Consider the following 16,771-nt stretch of genomic DNA (forward strand, 5'->3'; position numbering starts at 1 on the left):
GACCGATGACTGTCGCCCTCGCCGTTCCCTGCTTCATCGATGCCTTCTTCCCGGAAGTAGCCATCGCCTCTCTGGAGCTGCTGGAACGGCTGGGGGTCGACGTCGTCTATCCCCAAGGCCAGACGTGCTGCGGCCAGCCCATGGCGAATAACGGGTGCCAAGGCGCCGCCCAGGGCGCCGAGGCGCATTTCGTCGATCTCTTCGGCGCATTCGAGACCGTCGTCATGCCCTCCGGCAGTTGCGTGCACCACATCCGGGAGCATCTGGATGCCGTGCCGCAGACCGCACGCGTGCGGCATCTACGCGAGAATACCTTCGAACTCGTGGAATATCTGCACGATGTGCTGAAGGTGCAGGACTTTCCCTGGGCCGAGTTTCCTCACAAGGTCGGCCTGCACAACAGTTGCGGCACGCTGCGCAGCCTGCGGCATGCCAGCATGAGCGAGCTTGGCGAGCCCTTCTTCTCCAAGCCGCGCGATCTTCTGGAAAAGGTGCGCGGCGTTGAATTCGTGGCGCCTGCCCGGCCGGATGAATGCTGCGGCTTCGGCGGCACCTTCTCGGTCGCGGAAGATGCGGTTTCAGGCCGCATGGGCCTCGACAAGGTGCGGGATCACGAACAGGCGGGGGCGGAGTATATCGTCTCGGCCGATACCTCCTGCCTGATGCATCAACAGGGCTGCGCCCGCCGCGCCGGCCTCGGCATGCGCTTCATCCACATCGCACAGATCCTCAACGGAGCCCGGGCATGAGCGCCGCGCGGAAGACGCCGGTCGACCATGCCGGTGCTGCCGCCGCCTTCGTGGCGGACGCCCCTCACCTCGCCTTCCATGACCGCAGGCTCTGGGAACTGCGGCAGAAGCGGGATGGGCAGATGCAGGTTATCCCCGAATGGCAGGAGCTGCGCAGCCTCGCCTCCGCCATCAAGGAACATACGCTGAGCCGCCTCGCGGAATATCTTGAACAGTTCGAGGCCCAGGCGCAGGCGAATGGGGTGCAGGTGCATTGGGCGCGCGATGCGGAGGAGCACAACGCCATCGTGCTCCGCATCATGCGGGAACACAAAGGCCGCACCTTGGCCAAATCGAAATCGATGCTGACCGAGGAATGCGAGATGGTGCCCTATCTCGCCCGCCACGGGGTGGAGACGACGGAAACGGATCTCGGCGAGCGCATCCAGCAGTTGGACGGCGAGCCGCCGAGCCACATCGTCGTGCCCTCCGTCCACAAGCTGCGGCAGGACGTGGCGCGCGTCTTCGCCCGCACCATCGGCGGCGATCCGAACGACGCCGACCCGAATGCGCTGGCCGAACGCGCCCGCGTCACCACACGGCCCCTGATGCTGAATGCCGATGTCGGCATGACCGGCGCCAATTTCCTGGTTGCCGAGACTGGGGCGGTCGTCGTCTGCACGAATGAAGGCAATGCCGATCTTTCGGCCAATCTGCCGAAGGTCCACATCGTCTCGGCGGGACTCGAAAAGCTGATCCCCCGTCAGGCAGATCTCGGCGTCTTCGTGCGGCTGCTGTCCCGCAGCGCCCTCGGTTCGCCGATTACGCAATATACCTCGCATTTCCGGGGGCCGCGGGCGGGGGCGGAAATGCATGTCATCCTCGTCGATAACGGTCGCAGCCAGCGTCTGGGGGAAGCCGATTTCTGGCCGAGCCTGAAATGCATCCGCTGCGGCGCCTGCATGAATACCTGCCCGGTCTATCGCCGGTCTGGCGGGCTCAGCTATGGCGCCGTCTATTCCGGGCCGATCGGCGCCATCATCAACCCTTCCTACGATCCGGTGCGCTATTCCACCCTGCCCTTCGCCTCCACCCTCAATGGCAGTTGCACCAACGTATGCCCGGTCAAGATCAACATTCACGACCAGCTCTACAAATGGCGACGGCTCATCGCCGAGCGCGGGCTGATCCCGGAGAAGAAGGCGCTGTCGCTGCGCATCGCCGGCTTTGTGCTGGCGCGGCCGCGCCTCTACCGGATGGCGACCGCAGCCGCGCGCCTCGCCGTGCGGCGCCTGCCGCGCGCGCTGCTCTATAGCCGCCTCAATGCCTGGGGGCGTGACCGTGAGATGCCGGTGCCGCCCAAGGAAAGCTTCGCCGCTTGGGCGGCGCGTAACCGGCCGCGCCAGAAATGAGCGCGCGGGACGACATCCTGGCCCGGCTGCGCGTCCGCCGGCCCGAGGGCGATTTCCCGCTGCCCGATCTGCCGGTCTTTCCCGGTGCCACGGCCGATCTGCTGGACGCCTTCAAGCGCAACCTCACCGCCATGGGCGGGCAATGGGTGATGCCGGATGACGGCGCCGATGTGGCGGCGCTGATCCGGAACCGGGCAGGCGCGGAGGCGCGCATCCGCACCTCTACCGACGACTTGCCCGGCTTCCCGCGGACGGATGCGGTCGCGGAGCCGGGAGATCTGGATGACGTCGACGTCGGCGTCGTGCGGGCGCGTTTCGGGGTGGCCGAGACCGGCTCCGTCTTCCTCAGTGACCGTGAACTGGGCCACAACACCATCGCCTATCTGGCGCAGCACCTGATCGTGCTGCTGGACCCGACGGCCATTCTATCCGGCATCGCCGAGGCGTACCGTCGGCCGGACTTCGCCCAGGCGAACTACGTTTCGCTGATGACCGGCCCCTCCGCCACCGCGGACATCGAAGGCGTGCTGATCCGCGGTGCCCAGGGCGTGCGCAGCCTGACGGTGATCTTCCAGCCCGCTCGGGCCGCTTAAATCTTTCGGCAAGCGAAACCGGGGTTTCCTTCCGGCCAAGACTGATGGTCCGGAGGACAGAGTGATCAAACCGCCCATCGACACCCATAAGCCGCTCCGCTGCCTCTACGGCGACCATCTGGTACCCGGGAAATATCCCAATCTGCTGGGGGAGCTGGTGGTGGACGGCTTCGTCTGCAACCGCCACATCCACCTCTATGAGGACCATGTGGACTGGCGCACCTGGTCGCTCGACGACGACGATTAGAGTTTGTCGGTTTGTGTCGGAATCGACCCTTCCACACCGTCATACCCACGCAGGCGGGTATCGTCTGACCAAGCGGCGCCGTTACCGGCGAGGGGGGGGGGGGCCTGCGACGCTCGAGAAGATGCCTACTTGCCTGGGCATGACGGCCTGAGGCGTTCAACGAAGGACTGACAGACTCTAGTCGTCGGTTATGACCCGAGTGGCCGCCTCTGCGCTTCCTCTTGCAAATGAGACCGTTTCGTCCCGGAATGGTTTCATAACAAGAACGGAAAGAGGCAATGTCCGCATCCTATCCCGGGGACTGGCTGGTCGGCACCTACTGGTATGTGCCGACGCTTTATCTTCCCGCCGAATACGCCATCAATACCGCGACACCCGTGGTCACCACCGTGCCCGACCAGACGGTCTGGCATTTCGACAGCTACGCGAACGGCTATCTGGTGGGCATCAGCGCGACCGATTTCGGCTTCGGCTGGTCCTATACGCTGATCGTCGGCTCAGTTCTGCCGGACGGGACGGTGAAGTTGAGCTTCGCGCCCCTCGGCTCCGCCAATCCGCAAGACCCGACGACGACCGCCATCACCATCGGGGATGGCACGCTGACCGGCGTCGGCGCGGACGGCGTCTTCACCATGCAGATGACGTCCGGTGATGCCTCCGTCAGCCTGACGCACTGGGCGCATATGCTACCGATCACCGCGAGCGATCCAGACTGGACGTCCCTGCCCGGCTATCCCGACACCAGCATCGACGATCTGGCCGGACTGGACACGACGATCGTGATGCCGTGCTTCGCGCCCGGCACGCGGATCATGACCGAGGCCGGCCCGGTGGCGGTGGAGGCTCTGCGCGTGGGCGACCGGGTGCTGACCGTATCTGGCGCGCTGCAGCCGGTGATCTGGCTCGGCCGCCGAAAGGTGGACTGCACGCTGTATGCCGATCCCGCATCGGTCTGGCCGGTCTGTGTGCGCGCTGATGCCTTCGCGCCCGGGCAGCCGTCGCGCGATCTATGGTTGTCACCCGATCATGCGATCTTTGCCGAAGAGGTGCTGATCCCCGTCAAACAGCTGATCAACGGCACCAGCATCCAGCAGCGGCCGGTCGAGACGGTGACCTATTACCATGTCGAACTGCCGGCCCATGACGTGGTGCTGGCGGAAGGCCTGCCGGTGGAGAGCTATCTCGACACCGGCGACCGTGCGGCCTTCGTCTGCCTGGGGCGGACGCCGGTGACGGATGCGGGTTTCGCGACGTTCTATTGGGACGCCTGCGGCTATGCGCCGCTGCGGGTCAGCGGCGGCGCCGTGGACAAGCTGCGCCGCCATCTGGCGAAGCAGGCGGCCGGCACCGTCTGCGCATGAAAAAAGCCGGCGGAGGTTTCCCTCCGCCGGCTTTCGTCTCGTTCCTCCGGGAGGAGCGCTTTAGGCGCTCTTCGCCATGATCTCGTCGGCCACATTGCGCGGCACCGGATCGTAGTGATGGAACTGCATGGTGAAGGACGCGCGGCCCTTCGTCATGCTGCGCAGATGCGAGATGTAGCCGAACATCTCCTTCAGCGGCACATGAGCGCGGACGATGACCGTGGAACCCGAGCTTTCCTGGTTCTGGATCATGCCGCGGCGGCGATTGAGGTCACCCACCACGTCACCCACGTGATCGTTCGGCGTGGTGATTTCCACGTCCATGATCGGCTCGAGGATGATCGGGCCGGCGTTCTTCATGCCCTCGCGGAAGCAGGCCTTGCCCGCGATTTCGAAGGCCAGCGCCGAGGAGTCGACGTCGTGGTACTTGCCGTCGACCAGGGTGTACTTGAAGTCCACCGTCGGGAAGCCCGCGAGCACGCCGGTTTCGGCCTGCACCTTGATGCCCTTTTCGACGGCCGGGATGTATTCCTTCGGCACCGTGCCGCCGACGACCTTGTTCTCGAAGACGATGCCCTGGTTCCGCTCCAGCGGCTCGAAGATGATCTTCACTTCGGCGAACTGGCCGGACCCGCCCGACTGCTTCTTGTGGGTATAGGTCTCGGTATGCGGGCGGGAGATGGTCTCGCGATAGGCCACCTGCGGCGCACCGATGTTCGCATCCACGCCGTATTCGCGGCGCAGACGGTCGATGATGATGTCGAGGTGCAGCTCGCCCATGCCGGACAGGATGGTCTGGCCGGTTTCCTGGTCGGTCTTGAGGCGGAGAGAGGGATCCTCGGCGGCCAGCTTCTGCAGGCCGATCGTCATCTTCTCGATGCCTTCCTTGGTCTTCGGCTCGACGGAGATGTCGATGACGGGAACCGGGAAGGCCATACGCTCGAGCACCACCTGGTCTTCCTGAGCGGCCAGGGTGTCACCCGTGCCGGTGTCCTTCAGGCCGACGAAGGCCGCGATGTCACCCGCCTGCACTTCCTTGATTTCCACGCGCTTGTCCGCGTGCATCTGGAACATGCGGCCGATGCGCTCGCGGTGACCCTTGGTGGTGTTCATCACGGTGTCGCCCGACTTCAGCGTGCCGGAATAGACGCGCACGAAGGTCAAGGTGCCATACTTGTCGTTGATGATCTTGAAGGCGAGGCCGGCGAAGGGAGCCGCCGGGTCGACCGGGATGATGCGGCGCTTCGCGACGTTCTCGGGGGTGTCCTCCTCGTCTTCCTCACCGGCGACGCGGATGCCTTCGACGTCGTCCGGCGCCGGCAGATAGTCGAGCACGGCGTCGAGCAGGGGCTGCACGCCCTTGTTCTTGAAGGCGGTGCCGCAGAGGACGGGGCGGAAGGCGCCAGAGATCGCGCCCTGCTTGATGCAGCGCTTCAGCGTCTCGACCGAAACTTCGCCCTTGTCGAAATACTCTTCCATGGCGGCGGTATCGACGGAGAGCGCGGTGTCGAGCAGCAGCTCGCGGTATTCGGCCGCCTTGTCGGCGAGTTCGGCCGGGATCGGGGCGTCGTTGAACTTCGCGCCCAGTTCACCGCCCTCCCAGAGAATCGCCTTCATCTCAACCAGGTCGACGACGCCGACGAAGTTCTCCTCGATGCCGATCGGCAGCTGCAGCGGCAGCGCCACGATGTCGAGCTTTTCCTTCAGCGTGTCGAAGGCGCGATAGAAGTCGGCACCGGTGCGGTCGAGCTTGTTGATGAAGATGATGCGGGGCACGTTGTAGCGGTCGGCCAGGCGCCAGTTGGTCTCGGACTGGGGCTGCACGCCCGCCACGCCCTCGATGATGAAGATGGCGCCGTCGAGCACGCGGAGGCTGCGGTTCACTTCGATGTTGAAGTCGATGTGGCCCGGCGTGTCGATGATGTTGATGCGGTGGCCCTTCCACTCGCAGGTCACGGCGGCGGAGGTGATGGTGATGCCGCGCTCACGCTCCTGCTCCATGTAGTCGGTGGTGGTGTTGCCGTCATGCACTTCACCGATCTTATGGGAGACGCCGGTGTAGTACAGGATGCGCTCGGTCGTCGTGGTCTTGCCCGCGTCGATATGCGCGGTGATGCCGATATTCCGGATCAAACCAAGCGGCGAGGTGCTGGTCACGATTTGCCTCCATGCAGAAAAAGCGCGGCCGGGGGGGCGGCCCCGCGCGCTCGGTCACGTCCCAGCCCATTGCCGGTGATTTACGTGGCCGTCTTTTGCTCTAGAGCAGGCCGAAGTGCAAGCCGAACCGCGTTGCGGCTGGCGAAAGGCTGCGTGCCCGCTAAGATACGGCCTCGTGGGATAGAGAAGGTTGCCGCATGGAACAAGGCTTGAGGGTGGCAGCGGCGGTGAGCGAGACGCGGCAGTGGGACCGGCTGATGCAGCTCGCCAGGATTGGCGCCATCCCGGGTGACGGGGTGAACCGCCAGGCGCTGACCGCCCTCGACCGGGAGGCGCGCCGGCTGGTGATCGGCTGGGCAGAGGCCGCCGGCGCCCGCGTCTCCGTCGACGAGGCCGCCAATCTCTGGTTCCGACTGGAGGGAGAGAACCTCGACTTGGCACCCGTGATCACCGGCAGCCATATGGACAGCCAGCCCGCCGGTGGCCGATTCGACGGCATCTACGGGGTCGTCGCCGGGCTCGAAGTGCTGGAGGCGCTGCGGGACAGCGGGGTGACGCTCCCCCGGCCGCTCGAGGTCGTGGCCTGGACGAACGAGGAAGGCAGCCGCTTCGCCCCGGGCTGCATGGGCAGCATGGCATGGGCCGGAACCAAGCCGCTCTCGGCCTTTGCCGATATCCCCGACCCCGACGGCGTGACCTTCGGTGCGGCCCTGGGCGAGACGCTGGCGGCCGAAGCGGACCTGCCCCGCCGCCCGCTCGGCGGGTCGGCTCATGCTTATATAGAGGCGCATATCGAACAGGGACCGAGGCTCGAGGCAGATGGTCTGGACATCGGCGTCGTCACCGGCATCCAGGGCAGCCGCTGGTTCGACGTGACGGTGACCGGCGCCTCCGCCCATGCCGGGACGACACCCGTCTCCCTCCGCCGGGATGCACTTCAAGCAGCGCTGCGGGCCATCGACGCACTGAACCGCCTGACCGCCGATCCGGCCGACGTGCTGCGCTTCACCGTCGGCAGCTTCCTGGTGGAGCCAGGCTCCTCCAACAGCGTCGCCGGGCGCGTGCGCTTCACGATCGACCTGCGCCACCCAGACGCGGCCGTGCTGCGCGAAAAGGGAGCCGCCATCGCCGCCACCGTGGAAGCGGCAGTGGCGCCCTGCGCCGCCGTTGTGTCGGAAAGCTTCAGCGCCGAGCCATTGACCTTCGACGCGGGGATCGTCGGGACCATCGCCCAGGCGGCGGAGGCTCTTGGCCTATCCTTGGTTCGGATGCCCTCGGGCGCTTTCCACGATGCGCAGTTGGTCGCCCGCCGCGTGCCCAGCGCCATGATCTTCGTGCCCAGCCGGAACGGCATCAGCCACAATCCAGCCGAATATAGCTCACCCTCGCAGCTTGCCGCAGGCACGCGCAGCTTGGCGGCCGCCTTGGTCACGACGGCGAGAGCTTCCTGAACTTCCGGTGAACGCGCCTGCAAATGGCCACTTTTTTCACACGGAGTTAAAGAAGTTCGGGGTAGAAGCGGCGCAGGACTCCTGCGCCTCCCGCCCCTATGCTGCGTTGCACTGGTAGAACGGCAGGCATTCGCCTATGATTGGGCTGATTGGCGCGCTGGTGAAGCCGAAGAAGGTTTGACAGAGATGGACGCAACAGACGGTCACAAGCCCGAGGGCATGGGCCGGATCGACGAGGCTTCGCTCGGTCGGGAACAGGGGCTGCACTCCTGGCTCGTCGGCGCCCTCGCGATCGCCCGCTACCACGGGGTCGACCTCGACCCGACCACCTTCCGCCTCGATCCGGCGACGCCCGTGCCCTCCCCGGCCGTGCTGGTGGAATGGATTCGTGACCAGGGCATGTGGGCCAAGGCCGTGCGGATGAAGTGGCAGCAGCTTCTGCGCCTCGAATCCACTGGCCCGGTGCTGCTGCTGATGAAGGATGGCGGCGCGGTGCTGATGGTGGAGGCCGATGCCGCCCGCAACGTGATCTTCGTCAAAGAACCCACCATCTCCGGCGGCGGCGCCACGGTGCCGGTGGACGAACTCCGCCTCTCCCAGGTCTGGGAAGGGGAGGTCGTGCTCATCCGCACCCAGCGGGGTGAGGAAGAGGAGGATGTACCCCTCAGCTTCGGCTTCCTGGCCAAGCTCGTGCTGACCGAGCGCAGCATTTTGCGCTCCGTCGCCTTCGCCTCGCTGATCATCACCTTCCTGACCATCGCGCCGATCCTCATCGTCTTCTCCGCGGTGCAGCGAGTGATCGAATACGGCAGCATGAGCACGCTGCTGCTGGTCTCGATCATCATGGTCGTGCTGGTGGTGCTGGACGCGATCCTGACCCATGCGCGCGGCAATCTGCTGCAGGTGGTCTCCACCCGCGTCGACGCGAAGATCCAGCTGTTCGTGTTCAAGCGGCTGCTGTCGCTGCCGCTCGACTATTTCGAGCGTACGCAGAGTGGCGTGATCGGCCAAGCCATCGGCAAGGTCTATCAGATCCGCGAATTCATCACCGGCCGCCTGCTCGAGACCTTCATCGACGCGACGATGCTGCTGATCATGCTGCCGCTGATGTTCTTCATGTCCGCGACCCTGGCCTGGACGGTGGTGGCGGCGGCAGGCCTGATCATGCTGATCATCGCCTGCTTCCTGCGGCCGATCCGCATCCTCACCGGGCGGGTTTCCGCGGCGGAATCGCGCAAGTTCTCGGTGCTGGTCGAAAGCCTGCACGGCATCAAGACGGTTAAGTCCCTCGCCCTCGAATCCGCGCGCTACAGCCAGTGGGACGAATATGTCGCCCAGGCCGGTGACCTCCGCCTGCAGGCGGGCCGTCTCGCGCTCTGGCCCTCGACGCTCACCTTGCCGCTGCAGCGCTACTGCCAGTTCGGCGTGCTTCTGCTCGGCGCCTATCTGGCGCTGACCAGCAAGAGCAATGCCGAGATCGGCTCGCTCATGGCCTTCTCGATGATCTCGATGCGCACCGCAGGTCCGCTCATCGGCTTCACCAAGCTGATGCAGGATTTCGAAGAGGTGCGGGCGACCATGGGCGAGGCCCAGGCGGTGCTGAACAATCCGCCGGAAGTGCGCGGCATCGACCGTGGCCTGCGGCCGGTCTTCGCCGGCGCCATCGAGTTCGACGGCGTGTCCTTCACCTATCAGGGCTCGCAGCGGCCGGCGCTGAATGACGTGAACTTCTCCGTCCCCCCGGGCACCATGCTGGGCCTCGTCGGCCGGTCGGGCTCCGGCAAGTCCACCATCACGCGTCTCCTGCAGGGCATCAGCCGCGACTATTCCGGCTTCGTGAAGATCGATGGCGTCGAATTGCGCTCGATCAACCTCCGCCACCTGCGCCGCAACTTCGGCGTGGTGCTGCAGGAGAATTTCCTGTTCCGCGGCTCCATCCGGGACAACATCATCGGCGGCCGTGCAGGCCTGACAATGGAAGACGTGGTGCGGGCCGCCCGCCTCGCCGGCGCCGAGGAATTCATCGAGCGCATGCCGAACGGCTATGATACCTTCATCCAGGAAGGCTCGCCGAACCTCTCCGGTGGTCAGCGCCAGCGCATCGCCATCGCCCGCGCCCTGATCGTGGATCCGCGGCTGATGATCCTGGACGAAGCGACCTCCGCCCTCGATCCGGAGAGCGAGGCTCTGGTGAACGCCAACCTCAAGCGCATCGGCGCCGGGCGGACGATGGTCATCGTCTCCCACCGCCTCGCCTCGCTCGTCGACTGCAATGCCATCATCGTCATGGACAAGGGGACCGTGCTCGACGTCGGGACCCATGCGGAACTCGTCGAACGCTGCTCCGTCTACCGGATGCTTTGGCTGCAGCAGAACCGCCACATGACCGAAACCCAGGGAAATACGCGCCATGGCTCGCCAACTCCTGTCCTCGCGCAAGGCGACTGATCCGCAGGGCGATGCCCTTGCGGTCCTGGAATTTCAGTCGCCGACCGGCGCGCTCATCGCGACGCCGGTCCCGCGGTCGGCGCGCAGCGTCACCCTCTGGATCGGCCTCGCGGTCATTGCCTGCATGACGGCATCCGTCTTCATCAAGACGGACAAGGTCGTCAGCGGCCAGGGCAAGCTCGTCTCGTCCGAGCCCACCAATCTGATCCAGCCGCTCGACACCTCCATCGTGCGGCAGATATTCGTCCATCCGGGCCAGGTGGTGCGCAAGGGCGACCTGCTGGCCGAGCTCGACCCGACCTTCGCGGCCGCCAATGTGAAGGCGGATCAGGAGCAGGTCGACAGCTACACGGCGCAGATCGAGCGGCTGCAGGCGCAGCTCGCCAACAAGCCCTATGTGCCAAAGACCTCCACGCCGCAGACCGCCCTGCAGCTCGACACCTACAATCAGTTGCAGGCGCAGTACGCGGCGGGCGTCGCGAACTTCAACCAGCAGATCGCGAGCCTGCAGGCACAGCTCACCCAGGCCGAGTCCGACATGCGGCAATATGCCGAGCGCCTGAAGATCGCGAACAACGTCGAGGCCATGCGCCAGCAACTGCAGAAGATGCAGGTTGGCAGCCGTCTCGACTCCCTCTCTGCGGCGGACAACCGGCTGAGCATGGCGGGGCAATTGGCCGATGCCCAGGCCGCGGCGAAGAAGGCGCTCGGCGACATGGCTTCGATCGAAGCGCAGCGGGATACCTATATCCAGCAGTGGTACGCCAATCTGTCGCAGCAGCTGCAGCAGGCGCAGAATAGCCTGGCGCCGGTGCAGCAGAACCTGACCAAGGACCTGAAGATGCACCAGCTCGTCATGGTGCGCGCGCCGACCGACGGCATCGTCCTCAACCTCGGTCAGGCTTCCGTCGGCTCCGTCCTGCAGAGCGGCCAGCAGTTCATCAGCCTGACCCCGATGAACACGCCTCTCGAAGTCGAGGTCGATCTCAGCGGCCAGGACTCGGGCTATGTGACCGTCGGCGACACCGTCAACGTCAAGCTCCAGACCTTGCCGTACCTGATGTATGGCGATCTGAAGGGGGTCGTGGAATCGGTCAGCTCCGACTCCTTCGATCCGCAGGAAGTGCAGTCCGGGGCCATCCGCGACGTGGCCGGCAACACGCCGTCCGGCCTCTTCTACCGGGCGCGCATCAAGATCACCGAGAACAAGCTGCACAACACCCCGGCCGACTTCGCGCTGGCGCCGGGCATGCCGGTTCAGGCCGACGTCAAAGTCGGCAAGCGCTCGGTCATGGACTACATGCTGAAGCGTGTGCTGCCGGCCTTCACCGAAGGCATGCGGGAGCCGAACTGACCCGGGCGACCTCTGCCTGACCACCGCAAGGCGGTCAGGCAGCCCTCCGGGCCCGGCGCACCGCCCCTACGGACGGACCTGAAAGGACGCGCGTCAGGACCCGCCGGTGTCGGACTGTGTTACGACCAAAAAGGACGATTGCCTTGGTGTTTGGCTGGCTGAATCTCGGGGGGGCTGCGGCCCTTTTGAAAAAGGGCGAAGCGGCGCTCGAGTCTGGCGACCGGGAAGCCGGTTTCAAGCTCGTCGCCCGCGCCGCCCAAGCCAAGCTGCCTGCCGCGGAATACCGCGTCGGCCTCTGCTACATCCAGGGCCGGGGCGTTCCCCCGAGCCGCAGCGAAGGCCGCCGCTGGCTGGAACTCGCAGCGACCCAAGGCCATGCCGAGGCGCAGACCGCCCTCGCCACCCTCCTGGTGACTGGACAGATCGAGGATCAGACCCAGAAGGGTGGATCGGCGCTCTTCTCGGATCATCTGTCGGCCCAGCCCGATTTCATTGCGGCCGAAGGCTGGGCGCGCCGCGCCGCCGAACAGGGATCGGCCGAAGGCCAGGCGCTGCTGGGCTACATCCTCACCGCCGGGCCGGAAGCCATCCGCAATCTCGAACAGGCGGAAAGCTGGTATCGCCGCGCCGCCGAGGGTGGCAGCCCACAGGGTAAGCTCGGCCTCGGTCTCGCCATTCTCCGCCGTGCCGGGCCGGACACCAGCCAGCAGCCCGAAGGCATTGCGCAGATCATCGCGGCGTCGAACGACGAATTGCCCATGGCGCAATATCTCCATGGCGTTCTGCTGGAACATGGCGTGGGTTTGACCCAGGATCTGCCGCAAGCGGTCCGTCTCTACAACAAGGCGGCGGCGACCGGCCTGCGCTCCGCCATGGCCCGCCTCGGCCTCGCGCTGCTGGAAGGCCGCGGCTGCAAGGCGGAGCCGGTCTCGGGCGAATCCTGGCTGCGGCGCGCGGCGCTCGCCGGTGACATCGAAGCCGCCGCCCTCGTCGGCGATCTTTACGCCAAGGGCGGCGCGCTGCCGCCGAATTTCGCCGAAGCCGCGGTCTGGTTCGAGCGCGCGGCCGAAGGCGGCCACACCATGGCGGCCCGCGCGCTCGGCATGCTCTACCTCACCGGCGCCGGGGTCCCGCGCAACGCGGACGAGGCCGCCGTGTGGTTCGAGCGCGCCGCCTCGGCCGGCAATACCGCCTCCCAAGTCGATCTCGCCAATCTCGTGCTGCAGGGAAGCGTTCGCGAGGGCGACCCCGACCGCATGCGCTCCTGGTTCGAGCAGGCGGCGGAAAGCGGCGACCTCATCGCCGCCTTCAATTTCAGCGTCTGCCTGGCGCGGGGGTTCGGTGTGGAACGCGACCCAGAGCGTGCCGCCTTCTGGATGCACCGCGCGGCCGACGGGATCGTCAACGCCCAGTATCATTACGGACGCATGCTGCTGGAGGGCACCGGCGTCGCACCCGATGCGGCGGCCGCCCGCCTCTGGTTCGCCCGCGCCGGCGAAGCCGGCATGGCCGATGCGCTCGTCGCCCTCGCCGAAATGCTGGTCAATGGCCGCGGGGGCCCGCGGGATCATCATGAAGCCGCGCGCCTCTTCGAAAAGGCGGCCGAGCTCGGCCATGGCGGAGCGATGTTCGGCCTCGGTGCCCTCTATGGCGGCGGCCATGACGTGCCGGTGGATCGCGCACGCGCCTTGCGCTGGTTCCGAGAGGCGGCCGACCGCGGCCACCCCCAGGCGCAGCTGATGCTGGGCCGTTATCTGCGCCTGGGCCTCGCCAGCCCTGCCGATCCCGACCAGGCGCGCCTGTGGCTGCAACGTGCGCTCGACAACGGCATTGCCGAGGCAGCGGCGGATATCGCGGCGATCGACGCCGCCCATCCCCGCACCGTTGCGAGCGATGCCCCCACCGCCCGGCCGGCGAGCCCACCGAGCCCGGCGCCGGGCATGGCGCAGGAAGCAGGCCCGCAGCTCATCCACAACTGAGCGATGCCGCAGCAGCGGCCGAGCGCCGAACCCCCGTCCGACTGGCTGCTCGGCCGGCGCGATGCGCCGGAACGCCCCCAGGTTCTGCCCCTCGCGCTCGACGCCTGGAACCGGGCGCAGGCGGCCGCCCGCGCTGGCGCGTGGAAGGAGGCGCAGTTCTGGGCGGAACGCGCGCTCCGCCTCGGTCCCAATGACACGCAGGTGCGCTTTCTGCTCGGCATGACCCTGCTGCGCCAGGGCAAGCCCGGCTGTTTTCCGATCTTCCAGGATCTCGTGCGCCGGTCCGACACCCTGCCCGCCCATCGCGGCCTGCTATCGGCGGCGACCCTGTCGCAGCCGCCGGAGGAGATGGGGCGCCTGCTAGGGCAATTGCTGTCGCGCTTTGCCCCGCCAACGGACGACGACTTCCCCGCGCTCGCGGTGAGCATCGCCTCCCATCTCGGGCGTCTTGGCTGGTGTGCCGCGGAAGCGAGCGGCGTCGTCACGGTCTCTAGCACCGCTGCGCCACGCTTCTTGCTGGACGGCCGCCCGATCCGCTGCCGCCAGGAAACGCCCAGCCGCTACCGCCTGCCTGGCTCGTGGCGCACGGCGCAGGCGCTCTCCGTCTTGGTGGGCGATGCGCCCTTGATCGGCAGCCCGATCGACCTGACACGGCATCGCCTGGTCGAAGGCTTCGTCGCCGGCGCAGGCATGGGTCTGACGGGATGGGCCTGGATGCCCGCCAATCCCGATGCGCGCGTCCACCTCCATCTGCAAACCGCGGACGGACGTCAGCTCGCATCGCCGCTGGTGACGGAAGAGGCTGCCCACTACCCCGACAAGGACGGCCTTACCGCGCCCAAGGTCTTCCGCCATGACGGGGAGGACCTCAGCGGTTTGGTCCATGTGCGGGATGCGCACGGCCGCGATCTCACCGGCAGCCCCGTGGTGCCGGGCCAATGGGTGCGCTCCGCCCAGGCCGCGGTCCGTTTCGTCGCGCGCAGCCGCCCGTCCTGGCCGGACCAACCCCTGCTGCCGCTCTGGGTAGAGCCGGAGGTTCCACCTCGGCCCGTCGGCTCACCTGGGGCGCCGCGCCCGCGCCGCGCCCTGCCCGGCCTCGCCGTCATCCTGCCCGTCTATCGCGGCCTGGAGACGACGCTGCAGTGCCTCACCCGCCTGCTGGCTTCCGTGCCGCGCGGTACCCGCGTCATCGTCGTCGACGACCAGTCGCCGGAACCTGCCCTGTCCGCCGCGATCGACGCCCTTGCCGCCCGGCGCCGCATCACCCTGATCCGCAACGCGCGCAACCTCGGCTTTCCCGGCAGCGTCAACCGCGGCATGGCGGCCGCCGAGGGCCGCGACGTGGTTCTCCTCAACAGCGACGCGCTGGTGCCGCCAGGGTGGCTGGAGCGGCTGCGGGACGCCGCCTATTCTGCGCCTGACATCGGGACCGTGGCTCCGCTCTCGAACGAGGCGACCATCCTCAGCTATCCGCGTGCCGACGACCGGCAGCCGCCCCCGGCGGAGGATGAACTGGACGGCATCGACGCCCTGGCTTGGAAAGCAAACGGCGCCGCCGTCGTGGACATCCCGACCAGCGTCGGCTTCTGCATGTATATCCGGGCGGCCTGTCTGGCCGAGACCGGGCCCTTCCGGGAGGACGTCTTCGCCCAGGGCTATGGCGAGGAGAACGACTTCTGCATGCGGGCGCGCCATCTCGGCTGGCGCCACGTCGCCGCCCCGGGCGTCTTCGTCGCCCATATCGGCGGCCATTCCTTTGGTGCCGCCCGCGCCCATCTGCTGCGCCGGAACGAAGCGCTGCTGGAGCGTCTGCATCCGGGCTATGGTGCGCTCGTCGCCGCCCACATCGCTGCCGATCCCCTGGCCGAGGCCCGCCGGCGGTTTGACCGTGCGCGCTGGCTGGCCGGCCGGCGCCGTGGCACGGCGCGGGCCTCGGTGCTGCTCATCACCCATGAGGAAGGCGGCGGGGTGGAGCGCCAGGTCCGGGCCCGCGCCCAGGCGCTGGCGCGACAAGGCCTGACGCCGATCCTGCTGCGTCCCGCGGAGGGCGGCGGCTGCCGCGTTGCGACCGGCCTCGACAGCGGCAATCCCTGGGCCGCGGACTTTCCCAACCTCATCTTCCGACTGCCGGAGGAGATGCGGGCGCTGCTGTCCTTCCTGCGCGCCGAACGGCCGCAGCACGTCGAACTGCACCACCGGCTGGGCCATGCCCCCGCCGTCGCCGATCTTGCTGCTCTCCTCGGCATCCCGCTCGACATCGTGGTGCACGACTATGCCGCCATCTGCCCGCGCGTCACCCTCGTCACCGTCACCGGCCGCTATTGCGGCGAGCCCGACGCCGCGACCTGCGCGGCCTGCGTCGCCGATCTCGGCAGCCGGCTGCGCGAAGAGATCACGGTGCCGGCGCTGCGTGCCCGCACCGCGGCCGAATTTGCAGCGGCCCGCCACGTCACCTTCCCCTCGCCCGAGGTGGAAGCGCGCTTCCGCCGCTACGTGCCCACGCGAGACGCCAGGATCGCGCCGTGGCAGACGGATCCCAAGACCCTGCCGCGGCGGCCCCGTGCCGCACCGCGGCGGCCGGGCGCGCCCCTCCGGATCGCCGTGATCGGGGCGCTCGGCACCGAAAAAGGCTACGACGTGCTCCTCGATTGCGCACGCGACGCGGCGCGCCGAGACCTGCCTCTCGAATTTGTCATCATCGGCTACACGCATGACGATCTGCGGCTGATCGAGACGGGACGGGTGCGCATCACCTATCGGTTTGCGCCCGAAGAGGCCGTCGCGGAAATCGCGGCACAGGAGGCGGAGATCGCCTTCATCCCCTCCATCTGGCCGGAAACATGGTGTTTCGCGCTGAGCGACGCTTGGGCCGCGGGCCTGCGCGCGGCGGTCTTCGATATCGGAACACAAGCGGAACGGGTTCGCGAGACCGGACTAGGCTGGGTACTGCCCCTGGCGCTGCCTGCGGCCGGCATCAACAACGCGCTGATCTCTTTGGCAGAAAGCCCTAATTAACTCGGAACTGCGTATTGCGGCCCGCA

Annotated in this window: 11 protein-coding genes; 10 read left to right on the forward strand and 1 reads right to left on the reverse strand. The window is 67.1% G+C overall.

The window, feature by feature from the left end:
* The first annotated feature begins 5 nt into the window (after positions 1–5).
* The 5 genes from ACYQ6W_RS17170 (at position 6) to ACYQ6W_RS17190 (ending at position 4,341) form a co-directional block, all read left to right on the forward strand.
* Entirely contained in the window at positions 6–749 is a 744-nt protein-coding gene (locus ACYQ6W_RS17170) for a (Fe-S)-binding protein (RefSeq protein ID WP_459676990.1), read from the forward strand.
* Positions 746–2,140 carry a lactate utilization protein B gene (locus ACYQ6W_RS17175; RefSeq protein ID WP_459676991.1) on the forward strand — a complete coding sequence of 465 codons (1,395 nt, stop codon included), beginning with the start codon at positions 746–748 and terminating at the stop codon, positions 2,138–2,140. Before ACYQ6W_RS17170 ends, ACYQ6W_RS17175 begins: the two co-directional genes overlap by 4 nt.
* Positions 2,137–2,733 (forward strand): LutC/YkgG family protein, encoded by a 597-nt coding sequence (locus ACYQ6W_RS17180; RefSeq protein ID WP_459676993.1) that lies wholly within the window; start codon positions 2,137–2,139, stop codon positions 2,731–2,733. The genes ACYQ6W_RS17175 and ACYQ6W_RS17180 overlap by 4 nt, the downstream gene beginning before the upstream one ends.
* A gap of 61 nt (positions 2,734–2,794) precedes the next feature.
* The gene (locus ACYQ6W_RS17185) at positions 2,795–2,980 is read left to right on the forward strand and encodes a hypothetical protein (protein WP_459676994.1); all 186 of its coding nucleotides are present in this window, start codon (positions 2,795–2,797) and stop codon (positions 2,978–2,980) included.
* 278 nt (positions 2,981–3,258) lie between these two features.
* The gene (locus ACYQ6W_RS17190) at positions 3,259–4,341 is read left to right on the forward strand and encodes a Hint domain-containing protein (RefSeq protein ID WP_459676996.1); all 1,083 of its coding nucleotides are present in this window, start codon (positions 3,259–3,261) and stop codon (positions 4,339–4,341) included.
* Positions 4,342–4,401: 60 nt separating this feature from the next.
* Here ACYQ6W_RS17190 and fusA read toward each other — a convergent pair whose 3' ends face one another.
* Positions 4,402–6,498 (reverse strand): elongation factor G, encoded by a 2,097-nt coding sequence (gene fusA, locus ACYQ6W_RS17195; protein ID WP_459676997.1) that lies wholly within the window; start codon positions 6,496–6,498, stop codon positions 4,402–4,404.
* Between the two features lie 197 nt (positions 6,499–6,695).
* Here fusA and ACYQ6W_RS17200 point away from each other — a divergent pair, with 197 nt between their 5' ends.
* From ACYQ6W_RS17200 to ACYQ6W_RS17220, 5 genes are all read left to right on the forward strand, one after another.
* Positions 6,696–7,949, forward strand: a complete 1,254-nt coding sequence (locus tag ACYQ6W_RS17200) for a M20 family metallo-hydrolase (protein ID WP_459676998.1) — start codon at positions 6,696–6,698, stop codon at positions 7,947–7,949.
* A 186-nt stretch (positions 7,950–8,135) separates the two neighbouring features.
* Positions 8,136–10,397: a peptidase domain-containing ABC transporter gene (locus tag ACYQ6W_RS17205; RefSeq protein ID WP_459676999.1), complete on the forward strand. Its 2,262-nt coding sequence runs from the start codon at positions 8,136–8,138 to the stop codon at positions 10,395–10,397.
* Entirely contained in the window at positions 10,360–11,751 is a 1,392-nt protein-coding gene (locus ACYQ6W_RS17210; protein ID WP_459677000.1) for an HlyD family type I secretion periplasmic adaptor subunit, read from the forward strand. The genes ACYQ6W_RS17205 and ACYQ6W_RS17210 overlap by 38 nt, the downstream gene beginning before the upstream one ends.
* A 146-nt stretch (positions 11,752–11,897) precedes the next feature.
* Entirely contained in the window at positions 11,898–13,730 is a 1,833-nt protein-coding gene (locus ACYQ6W_RS17215; protein ID WP_459677002.1) for a tetratricopeptide repeat protein, read from the forward strand.
* A gap of 3 nt (positions 13,731–13,733) precedes the next feature.
* Entirely contained in the window at positions 13,734–16,745 is a 3,012-nt protein-coding gene (locus tag ACYQ6W_RS17220) for a glycosyltransferase (protein WP_459677003.1), read from the forward strand.
* Positions 16,746–16,771: the final 26 nt, after the last annotated feature.

The organism is Acidisoma sp. 7E03 (assembly GCF_054665075.1).